The 24,932-nt window shown below is 66.2% G+C and carries 23 protein-coding genes; 6 read left to right on the top strand and 17 right to left on the bottom strand.

Translation table 11 applies throughout. From position 1 onward, the window contains the following. Nucleotides 1–29 precede the first annotated feature (29 nt). Genes ACGF7Y_RS34760 through ACGF7Y_RS34750 form a run of 3 tightly spaced genes read right to left on the bottom strand, consistent with a single transcriptional unit; the run spans nucleotide 30 to nucleotide 3,957 of the window. Nucleotides 30–1,268: a VWA-like domain-containing protein gene (locus ACGF7Y_RS34760; protein WP_393241649.1), complete on the bottom strand. Its 1,239-nt coding sequence runs from the start codon at nucleotides 1,266–1,268 to the stop codon at nucleotides 30–32. Continuing rightward, nucleotides 1,265–2,506: an AAA family ATPase gene (locus ACGF7Y_RS34755; protein ID WP_393241646.1), complete on the bottom strand. Its 1,242-nt coding sequence runs from the start codon at nucleotides 2,504–2,506 to the stop codon at nucleotides 1,265–1,267. The genes ACGF7Y_RS34760 and ACGF7Y_RS34755 overlap by 4 nt, the downstream gene beginning before the upstream one ends. A 59-nt stretch (nucleotides 2,507–2,565) precedes the next feature. Continuing rightward, the gene (locus ACGF7Y_RS34750; protein ID WP_393241643.1) at nucleotides 2,566–3,957 is read right to left on the bottom strand and encodes a hypothetical protein; all 1,392 of its coding nucleotides are present in this window, start codon (nucleotides 3,955–3,957) and stop codon (nucleotides 2,566–2,568) included. A gap of 177 nt (nucleotides 3,958–4,134) precedes the next feature. On the opposite strand from ACGF7Y_RS34750, the gene ACGF7Y_RS34745 reads away from it, so the two are divergent. Continuing rightward, nucleotides 4,135–4,428 (top strand): hypothetical protein, encoded by a 294-nt coding sequence (locus ACGF7Y_RS34745; protein ID WP_393241640.1) that lies wholly within the window; start codon nucleotides 4,135–4,137, stop codon nucleotides 4,426–4,428. Here the strand turns inward: ACGF7Y_RS34745 and ACGF7Y_RS34740 are convergent. The 3 genes from ACGF7Y_RS34740 to ACGF7Y_RS34730 form a co-directional block, all read right to left on the bottom strand. Continuing rightward, nucleotides 4,396–5,886, bottom strand: a complete 1,491-nt coding sequence (locus ACGF7Y_RS34740) for a glyceraldehyde-3-phosphate dehydrogenase (protein ID WP_393241739.1) — start codon at nucleotides 5,884–5,886, stop codon at nucleotides 4,396–4,398. The two genes, ACGF7Y_RS34745 and ACGF7Y_RS34740, sit on opposite strands and share 33 nt — an antisense overlap. 181 nt (nucleotides 5,887–6,067) lie before the next feature. Further along, nucleotides 6,068–6,715 (bottom strand): hypothetical protein, encoded by a 648-nt coding sequence (locus ACGF7Y_RS34735; protein ID WP_393241637.1) that lies wholly within the window; start codon nucleotides 6,713–6,715, stop codon nucleotides 6,068–6,070. A 379-nt stretch (nucleotides 6,716–7,094) separates the two neighbouring features. Next, complete coding sequence (locus tag ACGF7Y_RS34730) at nucleotides 7,095–8,174, bottom strand: saccharopine dehydrogenase family protein (RefSeq protein ID WP_393241634.1); 1,080 nt, start codon at nucleotides 8,172–8,174, stop codon at nucleotides 7,095–7,097. 198 nt (nucleotides 8,175–8,372) lie between these two features. Here ACGF7Y_RS34730 and ACGF7Y_RS34725 point away from each other — a divergent pair, with 198 nt between their 5' ends. Further along, nucleotides 8,373–11,255: a tetratricopeptide repeat protein gene (locus ACGF7Y_RS34725; RefSeq protein ID WP_393241631.1), complete on the top strand. Its 2,883-nt coding sequence runs from the start codon at nucleotides 8,373–8,375 to the stop codon at nucleotides 11,253–11,255. Nucleotides 11,256–11,319: 64 nt separating this feature from the next. Then, nucleotides 11,320–11,778, top strand: a complete 459-nt coding sequence (locus ACGF7Y_RS34720) for a DUF6294 family protein (RefSeq protein WP_393241629.1) — start codon at nucleotides 11,320–11,322, stop codon at nucleotides 11,776–11,778. A 93-nt stretch (nucleotides 11,779–11,871) separates the two neighbouring features. Here ACGF7Y_RS34720 and ACGF7Y_RS34715 read toward each other — a convergent pair whose 3' ends face one another. Continuing rightward, nucleotides 11,872–13,440 (bottom strand): esterase-like activity of phytase family protein, encoded by a 1,569-nt coding sequence (locus ACGF7Y_RS34715; protein WP_393241626.1) that lies wholly within the window; start codon nucleotides 13,438–13,440, stop codon nucleotides 11,872–11,874. A 71-nt stretch (nucleotides 13,441–13,511) separates the two neighbouring features. Next, nucleotides 13,512–14,342 (bottom strand): HAD family hydrolase, encoded by an 831-nt coding sequence (locus ACGF7Y_RS34710; RefSeq protein ID WP_393241623.1) that lies wholly within the window; start codon nucleotides 14,340–14,342, stop codon nucleotides 13,512–13,514. 123 nt (nucleotides 14,343–14,465) lie between these two features. Here ACGF7Y_RS34710 and ACGF7Y_RS34705 point away from each other — a divergent pair, with 123 nt between their 5' ends. Then, complete coding sequence (locus ACGF7Y_RS34705; RefSeq protein WP_393241620.1) at nucleotides 14,466–14,936, top strand: DUF1360 domain-containing protein; 471 nt, start codon at nucleotides 14,466–14,468, stop codon at nucleotides 14,934–14,936. A gap of 383 nt (nucleotides 14,937–15,319) precedes the next feature. On the opposite strand, the gene ACGF7Y_RS34700 is transcribed toward ACGF7Y_RS34705, so the two are convergent. After that, complete coding sequence (locus ACGF7Y_RS34700; RefSeq protein WP_393241617.1) at nucleotides 15,320–16,531, bottom strand: cytochrome P450; 1,212 nt, start codon at nucleotides 16,529–16,531, stop codon at nucleotides 15,320–15,322. Between the two features lie 362 nt (nucleotides 16,532–16,893). On the opposite strand from ACGF7Y_RS34700, the gene ACGF7Y_RS34695 reads away from it, so the two are divergent. Further along, nucleotides 16,894–17,316, top strand: coding sequence for a hypothetical protein (locus ACGF7Y_RS34695; RefSeq protein ID WP_393241614.1), 423 nt, complete (start codon nucleotides 16,894–16,896; stop codon nucleotides 17,314–17,316). Nucleotides 17,317–17,365: 49 nt separating this feature from the next. Here the strand turns inward: ACGF7Y_RS34695 and ACGF7Y_RS34690 are convergent, their stop codons facing one another. After that, nucleotides 17,366–17,575: a molybdopterin-binding protein gene (locus ACGF7Y_RS34690; protein ID WP_063051246.1), complete on the bottom strand. Its 210-nt coding sequence runs from the start codon at nucleotides 17,573–17,575 to the stop codon at nucleotides 17,366–17,368. A 63-nt stretch (nucleotides 17,576–17,638) separates the two neighbouring features. Further along, nucleotides 17,639–17,992 (bottom strand): hypothetical protein, encoded by a 354-nt coding sequence (locus ACGF7Y_RS34685; RefSeq protein ID WP_393241611.1) that lies wholly within the window; start codon nucleotides 17,990–17,992, stop codon nucleotides 17,639–17,641. 663 nt (nucleotides 17,993–18,655) lie between these two features. On the opposite strand from ACGF7Y_RS34685, the gene ACGF7Y_RS34680 reads away from it, so the two are divergent. Further along, entirely contained in the window at nucleotides 18,656–19,093 is a 438-nt protein-coding gene (locus ACGF7Y_RS34680) for an XRE family transcriptional regulator (RefSeq protein WP_393241609.1), read from the top strand. Nucleotides 19,094–19,176: 83 nt separating this feature from the next. On the opposite strand, the gene ACGF7Y_RS34675 is transcribed toward ACGF7Y_RS34680, so the two are convergent. From ACGF7Y_RS34675 to ACGF7Y_RS34650, 6 genes are all read right to left on the bottom strand, one after another. Further along, the gene (locus tag ACGF7Y_RS34675) at nucleotides 19,177–20,208 is read right to left on the bottom strand and encodes a hypothetical protein (RefSeq protein WP_393241606.1); all 1,032 of its coding nucleotides are present in this window, start codon (nucleotides 20,206–20,208) and stop codon (nucleotides 19,177–19,179) included. 4 nt (nucleotides 20,209–20,212) lie between these two features. Beyond that, nucleotides 20,213–20,752, bottom strand: a complete 540-nt coding sequence (locus ACGF7Y_RS34670) for a hypothetical protein (RefSeq protein ID WP_393241603.1) — start codon at nucleotides 20,750–20,752, stop codon at nucleotides 20,213–20,215. A gap of 288 nt (nucleotides 20,753–21,040) precedes the next feature. Then, entirely contained in the window at nucleotides 21,041–21,826 is a 786-nt protein-coding gene (locus ACGF7Y_RS34665) for a MerR family transcriptional regulator (RefSeq protein ID WP_393241600.1), read from the bottom strand. A gap of 17 nt (nucleotides 21,827–21,843) precedes the next feature. Then, nucleotides 21,844–22,638 (bottom strand): CPBP family intramembrane glutamic endopeptidase, encoded by a 795-nt coding sequence (locus ACGF7Y_RS34660; RefSeq protein WP_393241736.1) that lies wholly within the window; start codon nucleotides 22,636–22,638, stop codon nucleotides 21,844–21,846. Nucleotides 22,639–22,679: 41 nt separating this feature from the next. Continuing rightward, nucleotides 22,680–24,083, bottom strand: coding sequence for a serine hydrolase domain-containing protein (locus ACGF7Y_RS34655; RefSeq protein ID WP_393241597.1), 1,404 nt, complete (start codon nucleotides 24,081–24,083; stop codon nucleotides 22,680–22,682). 366 nt (nucleotides 24,084–24,449) lie between these two features. Next, nucleotides 24,450–24,671: a hypothetical protein gene (locus tag ACGF7Y_RS34650; RefSeq protein ID WP_393241594.1), complete on the bottom strand. Its 222-nt coding sequence runs from the start codon at nucleotides 24,669–24,671 to the stop codon at nucleotides 24,450–24,452. Nucleotides 24,672–24,932 lie beyond the last annotated feature (261 nt).

Raw genomic sequence — 24,932 nt, 5'->3', positions numbered from 1 at the left:
CGGTCAGGTAGACCCGCATCAGCGGGCACCTACCCGATATCGACTACCCGAGCCCATGCGGGCGGCTCGTCGGGCACGTAATCGGGATCCTGTTCGCGCCACGAAGTGTCGTTCTGCCGCCGGAACAGGCCCACCACTGTCCGGCAGGGTGGTCGTCTGGCCGGCCAGGGTGTCTGGCCGTCGGTCAGGATCACGAGGGCATCGGGGCGGGGTTGGGTTCGCAGCGCTTTGGTGATCCCGGTGCGCAGGTCCGTGCCTCCGCCGCCCACCAGCGGTATTCGCTCGGCACGACACAGCGGGTGCACGATCCTGGCCGCCGCGTCACACGGCAGCACGGTGACCAGGTCACGGCGTCCGCCCACCGCACGGGAGATAGCCGCCACTTCGAGCAGCGCGCTGCCCAGTTCGGTGTCACTGACCGACCCGGATGTGTCGATGAGCACCGAGACCCGAGGTGGCGTTCGCCGCAGACTCGGCAGCACGACGCCGGGCACCCCGGCCGAGCGCCGCGCCGGCCGGCCATAGGTGTAGTCCTCACCCGCACCGGCGCCGCAGACCGCTGAGCGGACGGCCGCTCCCAGCAGATCGCGCCATGGCTGTGGCGGGTGGAACGCCTCTGCCGCCCAGCGCTGCCATGCTTTGGACGCGTTCCCCGGACGGCCGATGATGCCCTGCGCCACCTGGAACCGGACGGCGTCCCGTTCCTGTTCACTCAGGCCGTCCGCACCGTCGGACCCCAGCTCCCACTCGCGTTCCAATCCGTCGGCGCCGCTACCGCAGTCGAGCCAAGCTATGCCCTGCGTATCCGGCCCGAGCCGGAACCTGCGCAGGTAGTCCTCCATGAGCTCCCCCTCGGGCAACCCCAACGACGCGGGCGTGACAGCGTCGCCGGGCCGGGCCAGCCCGTCGCCGAATGCGTCGTCGTTGATTTCACAATCCGCGGCGATGTTCATCCGCAATCGTTCCGCCGGGCCGGTCAGCTCATGTTGCCGGGCGAATCGGTCACTGCGACCGTGATGGTCGCGCAGCAGATGCGACACCTCGTGCACCCACACGGCGGCCAAATCCTCCACCGAAGTCAGGTCCACGAAGGCCGGCGAAACGTAGCACCGCCAGTGCCGGTCGACGCCCATCGTCGGTACTCGTCGCGACTCGACGACGCACAAGGCGAACAGAGCGGTCGCCAGATACGGCCGCACCCTGGCGGCGTGCAGTCGGGCGGCGAAGAGCTTGTCGCGGTCCAGTCTTCCCGGCGCGTTCGCGGTCATCGGCCTGCCTTCGTGGTGACGCGGCCGGCTGCCCGATCCGCTTCCCGGGACACCGACACCACTCCGGCGAGTTCCTCGATCGCCGCGGGCACCTCCCAGTCTTCTCGGCGCAGCGTGGCGAGAGTGGTTGCGGGAACGACGATCAGATCCGGGGCGCCGGTCGCCGAAGCCTTGACCAACAGCGCCCATGCCGCATCCCAGCGGGATTTCTCCGGGCGTTTACGAACTGCCGCCACAACGCCGTCGAGAACGGCCTGGCGCAGATCCCCTCGCTCGGGCAATGCGGCGCCCGCCGGATCGGCGAGCAGCGCCTCGGGGTCCGGGAGGTCCATCCGGTCCAGGCCGGCCAGCAGTTCGAAGCCCGGTCCGTCTCCCACAGTGCCCCGGACCAGTAGGGAAAGCACATCCCGGGACGAACCGGCCGCGGTGGCGAACGCGATCAGCCACAGCGTCATCTCCCAGCTTCGAGGCGACGGCCAAGGACCACCCCGGCGGGTGTCCGTGCTGGGGATCTGATGCACGAGAGCGGGACGAGCCGCGAGAAGTGTACACACCGCGCGGCGGGCGAAAGCCACGGCCTCGCTCAACCTCTCCGGAGCCAACTGCGGCAGTGTCGCGTGCGGCCAGGTCCCGCCGAGGCCGCGGACGACGACGTCGTGATCGTGGACCCATTGCAGATGCACGAACCTGTTGGCCAGCGGCGGGCTCAGCTCCCAGCCATCGGCCGCCGAGGATCGCGGGTTGGCCGCGGCCACGATCCGGACACCCGGGGGCAGTTGGACGGCGCCGATCCGCCGCTCCAGGACCAGCCGGAGCAGAGCGGCTTGCACAGCGGGCGGCGCAGTGGACAGCTCATCGAGGAACAGAAGCCCGCGGCCGGCCCGGACGAGCCGTACGGCCCAGTCCGGCGGAGCCATCGGGACTCCCTGTTCGGCGGGATCGTTTCCGATGACGGGCAGGCCCGAGAAGTCCGACGGCTCATGCACACTCGCGATGACCGTGGTCAGCGGAAGGTCCAGGTCGGTGGCGAGCTGGGTCAGGGCCGCGGTCTTCCCGATCCCCGGTTCACCCCACAGGAGAACCGGCAGGTCGGCGGCCACGGCCAGTGCCAGGGCCTCCAGTTGGGTGTCGGAGCGTGGTTCGGTGGTTACCTCGCGCAGCCGGGTCAGCAACTCCTCTGCGACGTCGAGTTGGGAGGGGTGAGCTGGATCGGCGGACGTGCGGACAGCAGAAAGCATGTGATCACCTCGAGGGTTGGTGGAGTGAGTCGAGTGGACCTGGGACGGAGGTCGCCAGGTCAGTGGAAGGTCGCGTTGCGCGGATGCGCGCGGCGATCGCGTGGACGGCGAACCAGGGGAATGCGGCCGATTCCGGGTTCGGACAGGCCTGCCCGGAACAGTCCGTAGGTGATTCGCCGTTGCGCGGATGTTTCGAGTTCGCCGCGCAGAGCACCATCGCGTAGTAATGCGTCGGGACCGAGCAGTCCCTCCACGATGGCCAGCGCACCGGTGGTATCGCCATGGTCCAAACGTTCACGGACGCCTGCCAGACAATCCGGATGACGGTGCGCCTCATCGATTGCTTGCAGGCAAGGCAACGGAGTGCCGGTCAGGGCGACCAGCAGTTCCTCTCGCCGGATCTCGGCCTGGTCGTGGTCCAGCGCGGCCAAAACACCGTCGACCAGCCCGATCCGGTGCTGTTCCCCCTTGCACTGCACGATGCGCGGCGGACCTGCCCGCTCCGGGACGCGGGGCGGATCGCTCGGCGAGTAGTCGGATACCAGTGCCGCGGCGACCAGCGGATGCAGCCGATCGACCGCTATCGAGCCGGTACGGATCAGTTCCAGATCAGGCAGCACCCAGGTCGCCGCGTCGGGCAGGACCGGCAGCGCGGAGACGCCGCCGACCGGGTATCCCGACGCGATCCGCACCACGGGCGGCCCGCCGCCGTCGCCGGTGTCCAGGTCCAGAACCAGCCGCCGTCCGCCGCCGAACCGTACGACGAAAGTACTGCTGGGCCGTCCCTCGGCGTGGCGCAGAATTTCCGCCTCGGCCGCCCATCGGTCGACGGCGCAGCGGCGGACCTGCCGCACCGTGGCAAGCAACCGGGAGTCCAGTATCGGGCGGTTGTCGGCGGGCCACTCGGCACCGGACCGGACGCCCAGCTCATCGACTCTGCGCGCGTCCCACAGATGGCGATGCAGATCCAGGCGGAAACGGCGGTCGGGACGAGGATGCGGATGCAGGCCGGTGCCGGTTCCGTCCCAGAGCGCGAGGCTGATTCGCTGACCGGCATCCGCCCACGCCGGCGCGGTCCGAACGACGAGGTGCACGGGACGTGCGCCGCCGCGCTGGTCCGGTGCCGCGTCGTACCGCGCCAAGGCGATGGTCAGACCCGGTCGCAGCAACCCGTCAGGCGCCACCCTCGGCAGATGCCAGCGCAACAGGTCAGGAGCCAGGTGGCGCAGATCGGCCCGAATTCGAGCCGCCAGTTCGTGCCCGTGGCTACGCGCCACCGACCGCAGGGTGAAATCGACATCGAAGCCTGCCGCGGCGCACGCGCCCGCCCAGTCCCCCACCCGACGGCGGGCGGTAGCAGTCTCGATCATGGAGGGCGGCACGGCGAATTCACGCACACGCTGCCAGAAGGAAAGGCGGGAGTCGTCCTCATTCGCGATGTGAGTGAGCATCAGCACTCACCTTGCACGAATGGAACCCCCAATCTTTGAACAGAATGAGTGATCATCGCGCCGATCGTACAGTCCCTTACCGACACCGGCCAACCGAGGGAGTACCGGCGGCAGCTTCACCTAGTCGGCCCATTCGTTTCGCCCCTTGCTCAACACCTCCGAAACATGCTGTCACAGTTGGCGATTGGCAGCACGCCGGTGAAACTCGCACAGGCAGAAACGATCCCCGGTGAGCCCGAGGCCGTGCGCGGCGGCCATTCACCAGGGCGGTCGCCGCCGGTAGCTCGCGGTCGCCTGTACCGCGAGCACCCCGAACGACTCGGATTCCGCCTCGACGCCGGCTTCACGGTGGACGACGGCACCTACCTCACCCTTGACGATCGCGGCCGGCTCGTCGACGACCGAAGCGCAACCGCCCCACAGCCTCGGCTGCGCGAGTTACCGCGCGTCCGTGGCAGTCAACACACGTGAGTCGGTGGCGTGGTCCAGCCGCGCGGCGACCCGCGGGTAGGTCGGATACTCGATGCCCGAGATGTACTGCACCGTCCGCACGACCTGGCACGAGTAGCCGAATTCGTTGTCGTACCAGACATACAGGATCGCGGTGTCGTCCTCGACGATCGTGGCATTGGCATCGATGATCGACGCTGCGCGCGATCCGATGAAGTCACTGGAGACGACGTCCGTGGCGGCGGTGTAATCGAGGTTCCGGCTCAACGGCCCGGCAAGCGAAACCTGACGCAGGTACTCGAGCACATCACTTTTCGTCGTCTTGCGCTCCAGCTGCAAGTTGAGGATCGCGACCGATACGTCGGGGGTGGGGACACGAATCGAGTTGCCGGTGATCTTGGCCTTGAAGTCCGGCATCGCCTTCGCGACCGCGGACGCGGCGCCGGTTTCGGTGAGCACGAGATTGAACGGCGCGGACCGGCCGCGACGGTCCGCCTTGTGGTAATTGTCCAGGAGGTTCTGGTCGTTGGTGAACGAGTGAACCGTCTCCACGTGCCCGCGGATGATGCCGTACTCGTCATCCATGGCCTTGAGCGGCGGAACAATCGCGTTGGTCGTGCACGAGGCGCATGAGAAGATCCGCTGCGACAGGTCAAGGCTGCGGTGGTTCACGCCGTGCACGATATTCGGAACGTCGCCCTTGCCGGGTGCGGTGAGAACAACTTTCGCGATGCCGGGGCGCAGATGCTGCGAAAGCCCGGAACGATCACGCCACCTGCCGGTGTTGTCGATCAGGATCGCGTCGTTTATCCCGTACGCGGTGTAGTCGATCGTCGTCGGATCATCGCTGTAGATGAACTTGATCACGTTCCCGTTCGCGGTGATCGTGTCATTGCCGGTGTCGACCTTGATCGTGCCGTTGAAGTGGCCGTGAACCGAGTCCCTGCGAAGCAGCGACGCGCGCTTGGCCAGATCGTCGTCGCCTCCCTTGCGAACCACCACGGCACGCAGGTTCAATCCGTTGCCCGATCCGGCCTTCTCGATGAGCAGGCGCGTGACCAGACGACCGATGCGGCCGAAGCCGTAGAGGACGACGTCCCGGGGGCCTGGCGACTGAGCCTTGTTGCCGTTGGTCACCTCGGCCAGCACCGCCGCGGTGAACTCGCGGATCGACAGTCCGCGATCGTCGGTGCGATAGGTCATGACCAACTGACCGATATCGATTTTGCAGGGGCCCAGATCCAGCTCGCTGAGTACTTGCAGGAAGGGAAGGGTCTGGTCCACCGACAACTCTTCGCCTTCGATCTGCCTCGCGAAGCGGTGCGTCCGCAGGATGCTGATCACCGACTTGTTCACCAGTGACCGGCTGTGCAGCAGGATCGTCACCCCTTTGCGCCGATACAACGTGCCGATAATGGGAATCATCGCCTCGGCGGCGGCTTCCTGGGCGTTCCAGCGGTCAAGTTGTTCGGTAGTCAACGCAGTCCTCGGATTCCTCGATATTCTCGCCGTATCGATGCTAGTGAGGGCCGCGATATCACTGCGATCGGATACCCACCGGTGAGATCGCCAGGTCGTGACGTCGATGGAAGCAAGCGGTTGGGCGCAGACCGGCAGGCCGTGGAAGTGCTCGCGACCCGTCGGCGCATACAGTGCGTATTCAGCAGGTGACGTCCACTTCGGCGGCCTTCTCGAACGACACATGCACATGGTCGTAGTGATTGGCGGTCGGGCTCCCGCGGTCTTCCAGGTACGACCAACCGCTGCCGTCGTTGTACCGCTGCCGCCAGATCACGTACGTCACACCGAAACGCTGCTTGTTGGCCAGCACGAATTCGGCGATCGCGTCTCCGCGCGCGGAATCGGATGTCATGAGATCGAGCGCCAGGCCGGCACCGTGGTCGCCGTCGGCGCGGCCGACGGCGCCACCGACGTCGGTGAGGCCGAACGTCTTCTTGAGCAGGTTGCCCACCCTTGCCACATGCGGCCTCGTACCGGCGAGTTCCGTCGAGCACGGGACGGAGGGAGGCGGTGGAGGCGGGTGCTGTTCGGCGTTCTTCTCCGATGGTGGTGGTGGCTCGACTGCCGCCGCGGCCTGCGCCGGCTGAGTCATCGGCGGAACGACGGTCGGGACCGGGCCGGTTTCGACGGCGGTCGGCGGCGGCGAATCGACCGCCGCGACGTGCTGAGCGGCCGGGCCCGGTCGTATCGCCGCCCACAGCACGAGGGCGAGAGTTGCCGCGACACCGCACACAGCCAGAGCGGTGAGCTTCCGGGCTGCGGTTCGTTTGCGGTGTTGGCCAGGCATTATGTCGGTTACCGGTTACTGTCGAGAACAGGTCACCGATACATTACGAAATGGTCGCGGAAATGTCACGCGGGTTGGCGTCGGTACGGCGCCCTGCCTCGGTTGCCGCCGCCGACCGGACGCAGTCGAGGGTGAATCCGGGGCCGATCAGCACCCACGGCAAGCGGGCAGGCCCGAGGTGCGGCCGGTCGACGAACTCGCAGTTCACCGTGACGGTCGTCGATGCCGGGCAGCCACCCGCTCAGCGGTTGCCCGACCACCACCGACATCGGCGCTCAGCGCATGCGCGTCGCGTACCACTCCTGCGGGCCGCCGCTGGAGATGTCCGCGCACGTCGTGGCGCGTGGAGGCTGTCGAGTGGGTCGGCGGCGGCGAACTTCTACCGGCTGAACCCCGCATCGGCCGCGGCGGCGGTGAGCGCCTCCAGACCGAACGCCTCGACCGGGCCCAACGCACCGACGCCGAGCAGGCCGCCGTCCAGTGCGGCCTGTGCACCCCAGGCGAGGATCGCGCTGGTGAAGTCGTAGGGATCGACCCCGGCCAACGACACCGACGCCACGACGCGGCCGGTGTCGTCCAATGCCTCGGCGACCGCCCAGGAGCGCGTGCGGGCCCGTGCTTCGCGCCCCGGGCCGCCGGTCGAGCCCTTCACGACGCGTTCCAGCGCGCCTTCGGCCAGCCGTTTCACCGGCTCCACCCGTGCGACCGCGCCGGTGAGCAAGGAGCCGGCCCGCAGGGCACGAGCGGCCGCGGGCGGCAGGCCGAGGTAGACGTCGGCCTCGCGTAGGTGCGGGTAGGCGCGGCTCAGCGCGAGATGTTCCGATCCGGGAATCGATACTCCTGTACGCGGGCGGCCGGCGACGTCGAAGGTGCGGATCCGTGAGCCGGTGCGCTCGGGCACGATCCGGCCGCCGCGGAGGGCGAAGCCGTGTTCGAACAGCATCCCTGCCATGGACGCTCGGGTGCCCCCGCTGGCGCCGGGGCTGGCGATGAAGTAGCCGATGTCCGCGCGGACGGCGTCGGGCGCTTCGCGTAAGGCGAGACCGGCGGCCAGGTTGCCGGGCACGAAGTCGAACCCGAACGCGGTCAGCAGGCCCACTCCCGCCTTGCGGGCCTCGTCGTCGTGGTCGAACACCGTGCGGATGAATGGGCCTTCACCGGTGGAGTCGAAGTAGTGCGCGCCCGCCGCCACGGCCGCGGCCAGTGCGGGTTCGCCGTATCGGAGAAACGGCCCGACCGTCGTCACCAGCACGTCGCCCCGGTCCAGCAGGGCCCGTACCGAGTCGGGCGCGGTCACGTCGGCGACCGCGGTCTCCGCGCCACCGAGGTCGGCGGCCAGTTTCTCGAGCGCGGCGGCACTGCGGGCAGCCAGCACGGGTGCGGCCCCGCGGGCGATCAAAGCTTCCGCGGTCAGGCGGCCGGTGTACCCGGTGGCGCCGAACAACACGATTTTCGGCATTGGCAGTCACCTACGTTTCTATTCGTTGGATGGACAGGGTGACGTCGCAATCACTCCGGACCGAGTGTGGTGTCCCGGCTACAAGATCATGACGGGTGCAGCGGATCCTCGTCCGGACGCGGTGTCCGGCATGTTCGGCACAGTCCTTATCGCCGAGCGCTGTTGTGCCCGTGGGTCGCCCTGCCCGATAGTTCTTCCATGGCGGAGAGGCTGGCTCTGGTTGTCGCGTCGGAGTGCGCGGCATTCCCGCGACTCGGGTTCACCGGTGAGCTGGCCGCGGCGCTCTACGCGGCTTTCACCACGGCCGGCCATTGGCTACCGATCGGAGACGGACCCCTGGTCGACCCCACGGTCATCGAACTCAAGCGCCGTGTCAAAGCCGCGTTCCAGCAGGCCGACGAACTGGGAGCGACGCTGTTGATCGCCTTCATCGGTCACGGGTTCACCGCCAACGACGAGGATTTCTATCTACTCGCCGCCGACTCGGAAATGCCTCTGGATTCCGATTCCGGCTTCAACCTGGTCAATGCCGTAGCCGAGCAATTGGGCAATACGCGGGCACTGGACGGGCTCATCGTCCTCGTCGATGCGTGTGAGGCCGGCACCGGCGCGATCGGCGCGGGGAACCGCTGGGTGCGGATGCTGGAGAAGACCGCGGGTCGGATGGAACTGCTGGTCGCATCGGACGACGGCAACGCATACGACGGATGTTTCAGTCGAACACTGTTGCGCACCTTCGATACCGGCCTACCCGGCAGCGGAACGAATCTACTGTGCGCCGATCTCACGCCGGAGCTGAGCAGCGCGTGCCAACGGCAGACCGCACGGCATTTGTCCTTCAACGGCACTCAGGTGCGCCGCGGGGACCAGGGCCTGTGGCTGGTGCCCAACCGGTCCCGTTCCAGAGACGCGGTGACCGGCAGACCCTCGGCGGGTTTGGTGGATCATCTGGTGCGCAGCGTCTCTTTGACCTCGCATGTGCAGGAGACCCTCGCCGACATCGTCGAAGCAGGCGGCGATCGATTGCAGGCGTTGATCGGACCGGCCGGGGCCGGGAAATCGACACTGATGTCGCTGCTCATCCGGCCGGGCCTGGTGGAGACGTTGGATGCGTTGACCGCCGAATTCGTCACCGCGGCCGTCTTCCTGGACGTCACGAGCACCATCGAGTCGGTGCTTCTGGAGCTGTGCGACCAACTCGGCGCACGGTTCGGCGCCGAATTCGACGCGGTCCGCCGCGCGGTACATGCGGAGCTGACCGACCTGGAGCGGTTCAGCGCCTTCGAAATCGAGATCGTGCGGCCACTGCATCGGATGCGGAAGGCGGGCCGACGCATCCGCATCCTCATCGACGGCCTCGACCAGCCGGAAGAGGGATGCCGCAGCAGCGTCCTCGCCGCCGTCGCCACGTTGACCACCGACGAACGGCTGCGCCACGTGCGGGTGATCGTCGGCATCCGGTCGGGTACCGACGTCGTGGATCATCCGGGTATCGCGCATGCCCGCCGTGTCCACTTGCAACCCCCCACCGTCCGAGAAGTTCTGGCGGAGGTTGTCCTCACCGAAGGCGCCATCCCCCACCAGCTCGACCGAACGCTGCACGAATTGCCCGACGATGTGCGCGGCGGATGGTTGATCCCGCGATTGATCACCGAAATCGATCGGCGCGACGCGAACATCGACGGCGCGGACCTGAGTTCTCTGGTGGCGTCGAGGTTCCACGCGACCCGTCGGCGTCGGGTGCACGAAGAGATCGCGCTGCCGGTCGGCGCGCTGCTCGCAGCGGTCGGCGTCGGCCCGACCGCGCCACTGCCGCTGGTCTGCGAAGCGCTCCATCGGCTCGGGTGGCCGGTCCCGTTGCCGCGACTGCGCGACGTGGTGGTCGACCTCGGCGTGCTCGTCGCACGCGGTCATCCGGGTCTGGATAACGAAAGGGTCGGACTGTCACACGCGGCGTTCACCGGCCCGCTGCGACAGATCGTCTGCGCGCAATGGCCCACCGCGCTGTTCGACGCGCACAGCGCACTCGCCGCCGCGTTCGACGCGGTAACCGGTCCGGATATCGATGCCTACGCGCACACCGCGGCGCCCCGACACTATCTCGCCAGCGAAAACTCCGCTCGCGCCGTAGCTTTCCTGGACGCCGCGGACACTCGCCGGCGTCCGATCGACAATCGAGCGTCCTGGGCCAACTGGCTGGTGGCCTTCCAAGACACATTGCCGCCGGAACACCCGGACCTGCTGGCCGCCCGCGCCCGCTCGGCCCGATGGACCGGCGAGGCCGGTGAGCCGTTCGCGGCGCGCGCGATGTTCGCCGGGCTCGTCGACGATTGCACCGCGATGTTCGGTCGCGACCATCCGCAAACTCTCCTGCCGCGCGTGCAACTGGCCAACTGGCACGTCCAGACGGGTGATCCCGAGGGGGCGGTGACAATGCTCACCGAGCTGCTGGACTTGGAGCAGGACGAACGGGAGAAGCTGCGGATCCGCGCCGATCTCGGCTTCAGTACCGGCCAAGCCGGTGACATCGTCGGTGCGCGTGATCAGTACACCGCCTTCCTGCCGGAACTCGAAAGATTGCTCGGCTCGACTCATCCCGACGTACTGCACTCCCGCGACCAGTACGCCCGATGGGTCGGCGAAGCCGGTGACCCGGAACGAGCGCGCCGGCAGTTGCTGGAACTCGTGCCGATCTGCGAAAGCGTGCTCGGACCCGAGCACACCGACACGATGTGGGCCAAGGACAATCTCGCCAGGTGGACCGCGGCTTGCGGTGACCCGGGTGGCGCCGCTCGTTTGTATCGCGAAGTGCTGGCCACGCGCGAGAAGGTCTCCGGCACAGAGCACCCGTTCACTCTCATGACCCGGCGAAACCTTGCCCAGTTCTACGCCGTGCACGGAAGCTACGCCGCCGCACTGGAACTCGGTTCGGATCTGCCGGAGATCTGGCGGCGGCTCTACGGTCCGAATGACCGGGGAACCATCGACGTGACCAGGGACGTCGCAGAATGGACGGCCCGAGCCCGAATCGACCCGGGAGCAAGCCGGTCCGGTGGGGCAAGCCGACTTGACGGCTATTGACGATCACCGGACGGGTGCCGATAATTTTAGTCAGCGAGACTGACTATTCCTGGGGAGCGCCACGATGACCGCAATGTATCGCCACGTCTTGATCCGGCTCGCCGTGTGCGTCGGCTTGGCCGCCGGAACCGCCGTCGCGTCCATGCCCGCCGCCCATGCCGATTCGGAGAAGGTCTTCACCTGGGACCACGACATCAAGGCCGGCGACTGCACGATGTTCCGTGGCGCGCGCTGGATCTTGCACAACGACGGCATCGCGGAATTCCATGCTCTCGTCACCAGTGGTTCCGACAACGATGCCTGGCTCATGCACGCCGCCCTGTTCGACGCGAACCACGGCTATCTCGGCAACATCATCAACGACAAGCCACCCGGCGGCGATATCGGCAAGTTCGTCATCAATCTGCCTTCCTCGGCTGTCCAATACCCCTGGGATATGGACCGAGACCACCACGACGAGAAGACCTTTTCACCACAGGCATTTCAGGCCGTAACCAGGATCGAGCTGCAGAACCACTGCTGAGCTACCCGCCGCGGGACAGGGCGCGCGCCCCTGGTGATCCGAACTTCGGAGGTGTCGTGCAGCTTGCCGGAACGAAGTGGAGCCTGGTGCGATCTACCGCACCGTGATCGTGATCGTCCGCGCGTGCGTCTCGGCGGGTAGTGCGGTGGTGTCGACCATCAGCACCTCCCCGGTGTCCTGCATGCCGTTGGCGAGGAGTTTCGCCTTCAGTCCGAACGGCGGCTGATCGCCGGTGGCGGCCTCGACGCCGAAGTCGCTGTCGGCGGCGATGTAAAGGGTCTTGCCCCCGTCGCGGGTGGCAACGCCCTCGATCTTGTCGTGGCCGAAGAACGTGCCGTCGGCGTTCAGGCCGTCCAGCAGGCCACCGAGGTCCAGGCCGGACTTCTTGGTGACGGGGGTGACGCCCGCCTTCCGCAGGGTGGCGACGCCATCGGCGGTGGAGACGGCACCGACTGTGAGTTCCAGTGGCTTCCCGTCCACGAGCAGGCCCAGCTCCGGATCGTATTGCGTTCCCTCAACCTTCGCCCGCGGTCCGATATCGGTGGCACCGGTGATGTCGATGGTCCACAACTTCTTGTTCACCTTGGGCGTTTTGTTTCCGTCGCGCTCGTCGACCAGGAAGGTGGTGTTGCTCAGCGCCGTGATCTCGGAGACCGCCAGCTTCTGCTTCGGCTCCTCCAGCGGATAGACGAATTCTCCGACCTCCCGGGTCTTCAGATCCACGGTGACGATCCGGGTCATGGGCACCTCGCGCGTCGACGCGACACCGGGCTCGTTCAATGCGCTCTGCATGATGCCGACCAGGGTGCCGCCGTCCGGCGTGACGGTGAGCCCCTCCATACCCTGGTTGGGAGTGCGCAACGAAAGCTCCTTGGGCAGACCTCGGCCCGGCGCCAGCCGTTCCAGCTCGGTGCCGTCGGCGTCGAAATGCACAAGGAACGGCCCGTACTCGTCGGACACCCAGAAGCTGCCGTCGGGCATGGCGACCAGGCCCTCGGTGTCGAGGCCGTGATCAGTGGGCGGCAGGATGGCGCCGTTGAGGTCGCGCATGGTCTCGCCGGTGCCGGCGGAGATGTCGACCAGGCCGTTGAACGGGCGGCCCGCCGAGTTCTTCAAGGGGATGACGCTTTCCAGCACCGCCTTGGTGCCGACCAGCTTGAACTTGGCGATGCTGGGCGTGAATGTCGGTGCGGGAAAGAGCTTCTCGTTCTTGTCTTTGCCGTCTACATTCGGCCCGCGGTCGGTGAGACCATAGAACTCGTCGGTCGATCCGGGCACCGGCGTGAACGCCGACCCGTATCCGCTGCCCTGCAGGCTCACGCCGCCGAACTCACCGAACGGCGGAATATCGGGGGTGAACAACTTCACGGCGTCGGTGGTGGTCACGGTGATGCTGTCGGAGCCGGTGTACCCGGCCTCCGGCGTATACACCACCGCACCGTCGGTGCGCCGGGTGATCGCGCCGTGCTGCGGATCGGCGATCCCGACCGCGGCGCTGCCGCCGGTCTCGGCCAGCAGATCGTCCAGCGAGATCACCAAGGGCTGATCTCTGGTGGCGGTGAAGTCTGCCTCCGAGCTCGATGACGAGCAAGCCGACAGAACGGCGGTCGCGCACACGGCGACCATGACGAGTGGGCTTCGGGTCCCGCGGTGCGTTCTCATCAGCGATGCGTACCGTCCGAGCCCGATCATCAGTTGGCCTCGAGCTGAACATGAGCCGTCGATCCCCACAATCATCCGATCATTCTGCCGTGACGCCGGCCTCGAGAAGTGTGGACGCCGCGCGCGGTGGTGCGCGCCGCGGCCGGCCGGGCGGTCCGGCGCTCCGCTACGCCGGCCAACCCCTCCGAACCTGGGACATCGGATTCGCCCGGCAGATGATTGGCACCGAGGGCGTTGCCGACCAGGTGGAGTTGACGCCGCTGAGGATCGGTCAAAGAAGGGACGAGCAGGGTCGGCATCCCGACCTCCACGGCTGCGCCATCGCGGGAAGGCCGGTCTCCGACCATGAGGGTTTCCTCGGGGCGAGTGCCGAGTTGCTCGCACGTCACGCGGAATATGGCAGGGTCGGGCTTCTGTATCCCGTGCTCGTTCGACAGGACGAAAGTTTCGATCAAATCGGACAGCCCTGCCTCGGCGAAGAAGGGCCGGATGTCGAAGTGAATGTTGCTGAGCACACCTATCTTGTAGCCCTGCTCGAACAGAGTGGTGAGCGTGGCCGCGGCGTCGTCGGCGAAATGGTTGTAGGTCGGGTCGGAATCCACTGCGAAAAGCGCGTCGGAGAGTTCGGTGTCGAGTCCGGCGTCCGCGAACACCGCGTAGTAGGTCTCCCGGTGACGAGCGGCGCTCGTGTTTCCCTGCGGTGATTGCAGGCGGTTCGGTTGGCCGGCGGCTGTTCGAATGTCCCGCAAGAGGGCGATGGCGGCGGCGTCGTCGTGTCTGCGACCGGCCCGTCGCAGCGCTTCCTGCGTCCAGCGTTGCGGGGAAAGTTCCGAGACGAGAGTGCCTCGCCAGTCGAAGGCGACGGCACGGATGTCGTGGGAGTGCGAACCGGAAGGTGGCATGGAGGTGAAGGCTATCGGCGATATATGTCGTAGTGCAGTGGCGGTCGGGTTCAGGACATCTTCGGGAGTCAGAGCCGCTCGTGCGGGTATGCCCGCTGCATGACCGAAGCCGAAGGACGCCCCATGACCGAGAGCGAACGCTCGATGAGCGGCTACCTGGCCACGATGGCGATGTTCGGCATCACCGTGTCGGTGGTCGCTCTGCTCGGCAGGCTGACCCACCGGCAACTGCCGCGGGCCATGAGCGTGCAGGAGCTGGTCGTCACCGCAGTGGCAGCACACAAGCTGTCGCGTACCGCGACCAAGAACACGATCACCGCACCCATACGCGCCCCGTTCACCCGCCCCACCGGCGACGGAGGCCCCGGCGAGGTGATGGAGCAACCCAAGGCCGCCGACGGGTGGAAGCACAGTATCGGGGAGCTGCTCACCTGCCCGTTCTGCTTCGACGTCTGGGTGATCACCGGCTTCACCATCGGTCACGTGTTCGCGCCCCGCGCCACCCGCATGGTCGCCGACGCCCTGGTCGCGTTGACCGGTGCGGACTTCCTCCACCTCGCCTACGCCAGCGCGCAACAGCTCGCCCAGCGATAGCACCGCGAGCGTCCCGGAGCCCGAGCTGCCCGCGCGAACAGCGAGTAACACGCCCAAACCATCGACAAAATTGCGCGGTCGGCGAAGGCAGGGCCGCAGCGACCACCCGGCGACCTTCCACTGGTGAACGGTGCGATCGGGCCCAGAAAATTTTCGAGAAATCTCCGCCTCGGATGTCGAGAACGTCCGGCCGGCTCCGTCCCAGGGATACGAGCGGCCACGGACATGCCGCTCGACGACGCCGACGCAGGAGCGATCACCATGCGACCGACCGAGATCACCGAGATCCTGAACCGACCGATCCAGCCAGGAGCTGCTGGCGCGCGACCTGACCCGCCTGGCCTACGTCGCGACGGATGGCACGCCGCGCGCCGGGAAACCGTTCAACTCGCGATGGGTCCGAGGAGCACAGGCAGAGCGAGCGGCCCGCAAGTGATGAACTGCGGGCTGAGCGGGATGGCGTCCGGCTCACACGCCAAGCGCAGCCGGGGAAAGCTGTTGAACAGCGTCGACAGCGCGACCCGACTCTCCAGGCGCGCGAGAGGTGCGCCGAGACAGAAGTGCGGTCCTCGACCGAAAGCCAATTGATCTCGGTGATCGTGATCGATATCGAAGACATCGGCGTCCGGATGCCGTCGTAGATCCCGCCCAACCCCGGCGTACCAGCCCACGATCGCGCCTGCGGGAACATCTACCCCGGCGATCGTGACGTCCCGCAGCGCATACCGATTGAACATGACGCAGGCCGACGAACGGAAACGCAGGACCTCCTCCACGACGTCCGACCACCGCTCCTCGGCCCTGGCCTCGGCCAGTTGCGCGGGATGCGAACACAACGCGATGACCGCGTTGCCCAACAAGTGCACCGTCGTCTCGTGGCCGGCGATGATCACCAACCACAACGTCTGGACCAGTTCGTCGTCGGTCAACCCGCTCTCGTCGTTGGCTTGCAACAGAGCGGAAGTCAGGTCGTCACCGGGAGCGCGCCGCTTGCGGCCGAGCAATTCGGTGAGATACGAGAGCATTTCCTGCACGGCCGCCTGCGTCTCCTCCCCTGTGCTGGTGTGCGAAACCACCGTCGTGGTCCAGCGCCGGATCTGCGGTTGTTCGTCGGCGGCCACGCCGAACAGTTCACAGATCACCCGTACCGGAAGGGGTGTGGTGAAACCGGAGACCAAGTCGATCTCGCCGGTGCGATCGCGAAGGTCGTCGATGAGTTCGGCGGCGATCCGCTGGATTCGCGGTTCGAGCGCGGCTACTCGGCCGGGAGTGAACGCTCGAGCGATCGTTGTGCGCACTCGCCGGTGCTCGTCGCCGTCCTTGTTGAGCAGATGGTCGATGTCGGTCAACGCGCGCAGCGGCCAATCCGCGGGAATGGTGCCGTCGTGCAGTGCGGGGCAGTTGCGGGCGTTCTTACTGAACAGCGTGCCGTCACCGGCGAGGATTTCGCTCACCGCCTGGTGACTCACCGCCAGCCAGGCCGAGACGTTCCCGGGCAGCTCGATCGGAACGAGTGGTCCGCGCGTGCGGATTCGCTCATAGGTATCGAAGACGGACTCTCCGGCGGTGGGCAGCCGGCTGACGGACTCGGTCACGATGTCTCCCCATGGATGCGGACAGGTGGGCCGCACGAAGCCGAACGGAGTGCGGTGCCAGTGAGTGTGGACAATCCTTGCTCGGCACCGACGAGGAACCGGAAGTCTGTGCCTCAGAACCGGATTCCGCGACGCAAAACCAATGGAACGTAGTCCCGGCGGATCCGCCTGCCACCCGAGATCGACGACCTCGAACCAAGACGTGTCGCTCGGAGAGTGCTTCGCCATCTCGGATCGGAGGGGGCGCCCGGGTGGAGTCTCACCCCGCCGACCTCGCATGCTTCGCCGTCGAGCGGAGGACGCGCAGATAGAGTGGATCTCGTCGCACCGCAATTCCATGCGTCGACTGCGGAGGTGAACCGTTGCGCTCCGCATCCGACACCGGCGCGGCCGACATGCTCTTCATTCGATACCAGGCGGCAGCGCCCAACCGTCGCGGTCGGTACCCGGGAGTCTTTGCCTTGGTCAACGGCCTGGCTTGGGCGGGGCGCCTCACCGCACAGCAAGAGCAGTTCCGGTACCGTGAGAATGACTGGTACCACAACAATCTCGTTGATCCCGGACGCCTCGATCCCTCGCCCTACGACCGAGACCGCCATCCGGAGGCCGAAGCGTGGTTCAAGTCCTCGGCCACGCACTTGATCGCACGCGTAAACGGCTACCTCGCGATTCTGGACGACCACGGCATCGAATGGTCCCGCCTGAACTCCGATGCTCCGGGCCGGATCATCTACGACGATCCTTACCAGGTCATCGTGGAGCGTCGACGGCACGCGGCGGGCTGAGAAGTCGGGCGAGCCCGTGAGGCCGGATTCGCCGATTCAACAGCAGCGACTATTCGACGCCGAGCGTCACCTCTGTCGCCTTGATGAGCACTTTGACGGCCGAGCCCTCGGCGAGTTCCAGGTCGCCGACCGCGTCACGGGTGATCGCGGAGGTGATCTCGTCACCGCCGGTGAGCCGGACGCGCACCACAGCCATGGCTTCGCCGCGGGTGATGGAGATGACGGTGCCGTCGAGTTGATTGCGGGTGGATAGCTGCATGCCCGTGATGGTACGCAGCCCGACCGCGGGTGGTGGGGATTGCCGACTGACATTCCCGATACCTCACCGCTGGATGCCCCCGGTGACCGGTTGTTCCGCCAGCTTCTCCATTACGGCGCGCAGGTCGTTCACCAGGGCGCGTGTCCCCTCCATCAGCGCGACGGCCTCACGCGTCATGGTGGTCACTTCGGCGAGTCGCTCGTCCACCGCGGCGAGGGTGGTCCGAGACGCCACCATTGTCTGCGCTGCCGTGGTCAATGTGGTGCTGACGACGTCCAGGGTCGCCTCGGTCCTGGCGAAGGTGTCCTCCACCCGGCACAAGACCGATTCCACGTCGACGAGTGTTCGTTCGGCCCGGCCGACCATCTCGAACGGCCCCTTCGTCAGCAGTCCCATGATGTCTTTCGTCCTTCCCATCTCAGCCCACCATCCGCTGCGCGGCATCGTGGACGTCCACGCCACCCGGCCGGTACCGCTGCACCGCCGATGGCCCCATAAGTCGCGTCGATACAATCGGCGAAACCAGGACTGACATGCCACCGTTCGGGCACATCCGATTCGAAGTGGCGTCGGCTGGGCAGACCGACTCACGGGCACCCCGGTCGACACATTCATCTGAATGGCTATAAGCCACGCGATTGCCGATGCAGTTGCTGTCCGCGCGGTAATTCCTCGATAACTGTTCGGTCGCGCATGGCATCGCGATTGTGTATGCCAAATGCTTCTACCTATTCCCTAGTAAAGTTCCAGCGATCAGCGCAGCCGTCGAAGCCTCATAGATATACTACAGTATAGGATTTATGCTTCGGCACATGCAGTACAACGGCCCGGAATATGACTCGAGTCACACTGTTGGCATCTACTCGTCCAGCGCCCGCAAGCCGTAACCCATACGCTCCGTGGTGGAGTCGTGTACCGTCCCGCCGATCCGCCGCAGAGTTGACCTCGTCCGAGCACTCGCCGTGTTCGATGCCGACGACGCAAGAGCGAGGCGCCGAGTGGCGGCAGCCCATGATCAGAATTTATGCTGTAGCATAACTGCTGATCGAAGAAGAGGTGCGAGTCGGGAAGGAGCGCGGTATGGGCGATCACGCCTTCTCCGACCGACTCGAATACTTGTTCCGAACAATGCCGAATCCCGCGGGCAGACGCTATACCGCCGAGGAGATAGCGCGCCGTGCCACCGACCTCGGCTACCCGATTTCGGCGGTATACGTCGCGCAATTGCGGTCCGGGCTGAAGCAGAATCCCTCGCTCAAACATGCCACCGGACTGGCCGCGGCATTCGACGTGGACATTCGCTTCTTCACCGATGAGGAAGCCTGGCAGCGCGGCCGCCAGGAGATCGAATACCTGCGGCTGAGCACGGCACCCGGTCTCGAAGCCGTGGCCTTCCGCGCGATGGACCTGTCCCAGCAGTCGTTGGCCTCGTTGATCGACTACCTGAAGTTCCTCCGCGTACAAGAAGGGCTTCCCCCGGATCCGCCGGATCTGCCTGAACCCCATCATGATGCGTAACGATGCCCGACCGGAGGTCCTGTTCGACAGCAGTTCCGCCGCGAGCATCCCGGTAATCACGGTCGGTGTGCGCCGGAGCCCGGCTACCCGTCCGCGCGGTTTGCGCTCAGGATCGAAGGGGTTCGGGCGGCGAAAAGCTTTGCGGCAGTGAGTTCGTAGGCCGCGTGGCGGGGACTGTCGCGCACTGCGGCGCGGATCGATTCGTGGTCCAGCCGGTAGGCCGCGGCCAACGCCGGCGCTTCGCGTTGCAGCAGTCGGAGGGCGTCACTGACCTCGATCAACATATCGGTCACGCGCGTTTCCGCGCGCCTGCTCACCCGGGAGCGGAATCGCACCTGCGGGTAGCGTTGCGTCAGCCAATGGTGCAGGGGTGCGAGTCGTTCGATGTAGGAGCGGGCCAGTCGAGCGCTTCGAAGTATCCCCAGCACGACAGGACCGGTTGTGCCGACCACCAGCAGAACACTCACCACGACTTGAAATGAGATGGTGAGGCGTTGCGCCCACAGCGGCGGCATGGCCGGCCACAGACCGACGACGACGAGCACCCAGATCTCGTACCCGACGAGCAGGACGCACACGCCTGCCAGCACACTCAAAAGGATTCGCCGCCATTGCCGCTCGCGCACGCCGGCGCGAGCCACCGCACCCGCCAAGGTGGACATCGCGTGGATCACCACGATCGCCTGGACGGCCCAGTACAGTTGCATCCGCGGATTCCCGGAGAATTCCCGCGCGAAACCCAGTCCATCCGGCTGCTGCGGCGAAGTCATGAAAAGCGAGACCAGAACTACCCCGACAGACCCGTATACCGCGCGTGCCACAAGTACCCGTTGTCGCGTCAGCGGATCGGCCGACAGATGGTTTCGCCAGTACAGGGTGGTCAGGACTATTGCGGTCACAGCGCACAGGTTGCTCAACAAGTATGCGGTGTTGACGCGGATTGGCGCGAACACGCCCTGGAATGCCGGAGCTAGCAAGAGGTAGCTGAGCGCGACCAACCCGAGGATGGCGATGGGCCTCCATTGTCCCCGAGCGCCTTGCGGTGCCAGCTGCCATGCCAACGCGCCGACACCCACACCGATGAACACCGAGATCGCCCCGGCGAACTGTGCCACTCGCCTACTCGATCCGAGTGCGCGGAAAGCCCAGCGCCGCGAGCAACCCGGCAGACTCACCGGTGTCTGCGTCACTCCACAGGATCGTGCGCAGGGTTTGCCTGGCGAAGTCCTCGGCTTCGCGCTCACTCCCGGTGTCGTAGGCCGATCGGTATCTGACGTGCGCGAAGCGCGCGATGGCTGTGGGACCGAGTATGGAACACAGCGCTTGGCCCGCGTCGACCCGATGCTCGACCGAGGCGTGGCCGTACAGGATGTGACCCGCTTCGTGCAGCACGGTGTTGATGCGGGCGATCTCGGGCAGGTCGGCATCGAATTCGATGAGATCTCCCGTGCGGGTGCGCAGCCATCTGCCCGCCACCGATGGTGGCAGAGTGGAGCTGGCGGCGATGCGAACCGGGATACCGCTGGCGGAGGCCAGGATTCGGCCGAACGCGGTCAGTGTGAACGGTTGCAGCTGGGCGGTGCGCCGTTGGACTTCGGTGCGGGTTCGACGCTGCGCGCGACGGGTCGAGTTCGATTTCCAAGTACGGATCGTCGCCACCGCCCATCCTTTGCCAGACTCCGTCTGCATGATTCTGCCGCAGCACGCGGTCAGGCGTGATGCGTCCGTGCCCCAATTTTCCAGGGCATGCGCGCTGACACCGGCGCCCACAGCTGCCGCCCCACCGGCAGGGCGGCCGACGGCCAGAACGATCACCTGCCTGTAATGCCGGCGTCCCGATGAGCTTCTGCGGCGCCATCGAGATGGACATCGACGCCCAACTCGCGGCAGCTGGTCCGACTGGCTACCACCCGTTGCGGGTCGGTGACACGTTGTTCTGATCCGCGGTCAGTGGACGTCTGGTGTGGGAAGACGAATACCGGCGGAGCGGAGCTTGGTTTCGACCAGCGCGAGCGCACGGGCGGCGGCTGATCCTTGCTCTTCGCCGTGGTGGGCGATCAGCTGGTATCGGGTCGCGGCCTCGGTGCGGGCTTGCAGACCGGTCACGATTTGCAGATGGGTGGGGTTGGCGAGGTAGTGATCGGCCATCGCGGTGGCGAGTTCGTCGATGCGGGGATCGTCCGGTTCCCACGCCGCGGCCTGAGCGGCGCGTTGTATCAAGGCGACGTAGCGGGGGTCGTCCAGGGCGTGTTCGAGGTGGGTGAGATAGTCGTCGAAACCTTCTGGGACCAGGGCCCTGGCCAGCACCCAACCCTCCCTGGTGGACGCCACCTCGCCGCCGGGAAAACCGAGGCCGGCCATTCGCTGCAGCAGCGCCACCGCGCGGTCTCCCAGCAGCGCACGGTCACCGTCGGCGAGCCGGCGCAGTGTATCGCGCCGCGCGATCAACTCCTCGATCCGTGCGGTGAGCTTCTGTTCGGCGTCGGTGAGCGCGGTGGCGAACGAGGTGGCGTCGGCGTCGAGCATGGGCCCGATTTCGGCCAGCTGCACCCCGGCGGCGGCCAACGTCCGGACCTGCACCAGCCGCAACAACTCGGCCGATCCGTACCGCCGGAAACCGGAGCTGTCACGGTCGGGCTCGGCGACCAGGCCGAGCTTGTGGTAATGCCGCACTGTCTTCACGGTGACGCCGACGAATGCCGCCGCCTGCCCGATCGTGACTCCGTTCCTCATCTGCTCAGCCTTCCTCATCAGATGAGCTTCAGCGCAAAGGCAATGGTGCCGAGCGTCGCTACGATAGAGGTCACGCCGACGTGCATCCCGATCGAGATCCGGATGTCCTTGTGCTGCCAGGTCAACCAGTACCCGGGGAATGTGAAGATCACCCGCGATACGAACACCCACGGCGACCAGAAGTGGTAGAGCGCGAACAAGACCGTGTTGCATAACGGCGCCCATCCGCCCAGGTGAGCGATGCGGGGCAGCAGGAAACCGCGGAAGTACAGCTCTTCGATGAGCGGCAGGGAGATTCCGGTCAGCGGCAGACAGATCACCATCGTCGCGAGCAGCATCGAGTGCGGGTATCCGTGCAGGTCGAGGTAGGTGTTGTTGCCGCTGCCGCCGGTGTTCGCGTACGGAAGCCAGGTGAAGAAGTCCTTGAAGAAGTTGTTCAGCGGTGCCAGCGCGAGCCCGAGCCCCATCATCCACGTGATAAGTGCGATGACGATCGCCACCAGCTTCCCACGCGGGACTGGTCTGTCGGTGTAGTGCAGCACTCCGTGCAGCGAGAAGCGGCCGTTGCGCCGGCGGCCCAGCCACAGCAGCCCTGACAGGACCGGTAGCAAAACCAGGCACAGCGCGATCGCCCAGCCCATGAAGGCCGGATAACCGATGACCTCGACGAACGGTTGACCGATCAGCAGGTAGGCGGCGACGATCAGGCCACCGGGGACAAGATGCAACACGACCGACAGGGACAGGGAGTGGCGTTCGCCCAGCAGCCGCTCGACCGTTCCGTTCGGTCGCATGTTTTCCAAGGTGGGCATGACCAAGGTTTCCTCGAACAGGTGTGGCCCCGGGTCGCGTGCTAGTTGGCGGGATTGGTCCGACCGCCGCCGAACACCTGAGTGAGGAGCCTTTGCTGTGCGTTCTGGAACGGCACACCGATGGACATGACGGAGTCGTCCACACAAGTCAGCGAGGCGGTCATGGTCTTGGCGCCGTCGGGGGTGCTGTACATCAGCGTCGCGTAGCCCGCGTGGCCGCCGTTGTGAGTGATGACGATGCCGCCGTCGGGACCCATGTCCCGCACGAACACGCCTAGGCCGTAGTCCATGGTCGGGATCCCCGTCGGATGCGGTGTGCACATCTGGGCCAGCAACTCGGCCGGCAGCAGTTCACCGCTCAGCAGTGCTGAGATGAACGTGTGCAAATCTCGGGTGGTCGAGATCATGTCACCGCCGCAGGGGTTCCAGGAGGGGTTGTGGCGGGTGACATCGACGATCTTCTCCTCGCCATCCTCCTCGTACCGGTAGTAGGCGTGGGCATGCGGCTCGGGGATCTCCGGCGACGTCTCCGGCACCAGGGTGCCCGACAGCCCGAGCGGGCCCAGGATCCGCTGCCGCATCTCCTCGGCAAAGGATCGGCCGGTGACCTTCTCGATCAGCAGCCGCGCCAGCACATAGTTGGTGTTGGAATAGCTCCAGCCCGTACCCGGCGCGAAACGCGCCGGCTTGGACAGCGCAAGCTCTACCAGCTCTTGCGGTCTGTAGGTCTTGAACCGGTTGTCCACCCACTCCTTGCCCAGAGGGGTACCTGGCGCGGGGATCCCGAGCACCACCGTCCCATCCTCGTAGAGCTCACCGGTGAAGTTGAAAACTCCGCTGGTGTGCTGCAAGAGCATCCGCACCGTGATCCGCTCGTCCAGACCGAACTCGGGCAGGTAGTCCCCCGCCGGGGTGTCCAGCCCGATCTTGCCCTCGGCCACCAATTGCAGCACCAGGGTGGCGGTGAAGGTCTTGGTGTTACTGGCAATCCGGACATGTCCGTCGATCGGCGGCTTGGCGGTCTCGCCCAACTCGGCCACCCCGGCGCTGCCGACCCACTCGCCCCGCTCATCGTTCACCCGCAGCGACACCCCGACAAACCCGGAATCGACGATCTCCTCGATCACCTTCTGCAGCTCCGGGCGATCCTGCCCGGCAACGGTATTCGGCACGGCGGGCTCGCTGTCCGCACCAGCCACCCCTGCGGCGTCGAGGGCGGCAGCGACCTTGCGGGCCATATCGGCCGTTATGGTGCTGGGCTTGTCCAGCTCGACCTCGGCGGCTTCGAGGGCGAGGAGAATGGTGTCGCGGAAGTTGTCGGCTTCTGCCGGAGCTTGCTTGCCGAGCAGTCTCATGGCTGCGGTCAGCGCCGGCAGTACCCGGTCGGCTAGTTCGGCGACGGTGTTGCCCTTCAGTTCGATGTCTTCGGCGTTCGCGGCGAGCACGTGCCCGACCAGACCGGTCGCTGACGTCAGCGCGATGGTGGCGTTCGTAGCGGCCCTGCGGGGCGAGCCGGTCGTGGCGGCCATCAGCGACACGGCACCGTATGCAGCGGTCCGCAGGGTGCGCTCGTCCTGGATGGAAAGGGTGGACGACATGGCGGTGTACTCCTCGAAATCGTTTTGTCCCGGTCGGCTTCTTGTCGCTGCGAAGAGCGTCCACCCTGACCCAGGGTCAACTTCAACCGTGATCTAGCTCATAGGCTGGGTCCGACGGTGTTTCCGTAAGACGATCGCCCACCGGAACACCCCCACCCACGGGGACCGGCTCAGCTCGATGGTGTTCCGTAGAAGTGTTCCGCTCGACCCTCGCTATCCGGAACCATCCAGGGTGTGGGTGAGCCGTTCCGGGTCGGATACTGCCGCTGCTCCACCGACGAACAGGACGTCGAAATCCAGATCAAACAGCTCCTCACGCTCGGGGCGCCATGCGAGCGACCTTCGTCGACAAGGAATTTCCGGCGCCACCAGCAAGAACCGCACCGGCCCGGACAACGCGCTCGCCTCGGTCACCTCGGCCGCAGCGGTCATCATCCGCCAGGTCGTGCTGACCGCGACGAAGTTCGACCGGTCCGCCCGCGACATGGCCAGCGCGATCCTGACCAGCCTGCGCGAACGCGGCGTGCTGTTCGGGGCTCGGCAATGCGGTCTACGACTGACAGAGAGGATGTGGGTGAGCACCTCCCGCTGGGGTCTGACTCATCGACTGACTGACTTGGGGTCTTCAACGGGATTTGTCGGCCTGGGCGGGAGGTGCTCGTGTGCACTCACTGGGTGTGGCGTTGTGACTTCATA

It is taken from the genome of Nocardia sp. NPDC047654, from assembly GCF_043205035.1.
Classification (GTDB): domain Bacteria; phylum Actinomycetota; class Actinomycetes; order Mycobacteriales; family Mycobacteriaceae; genus Nocardia.
This window is presented reverse-complemented; position numbering and strand designations above follow the sequence as displayed.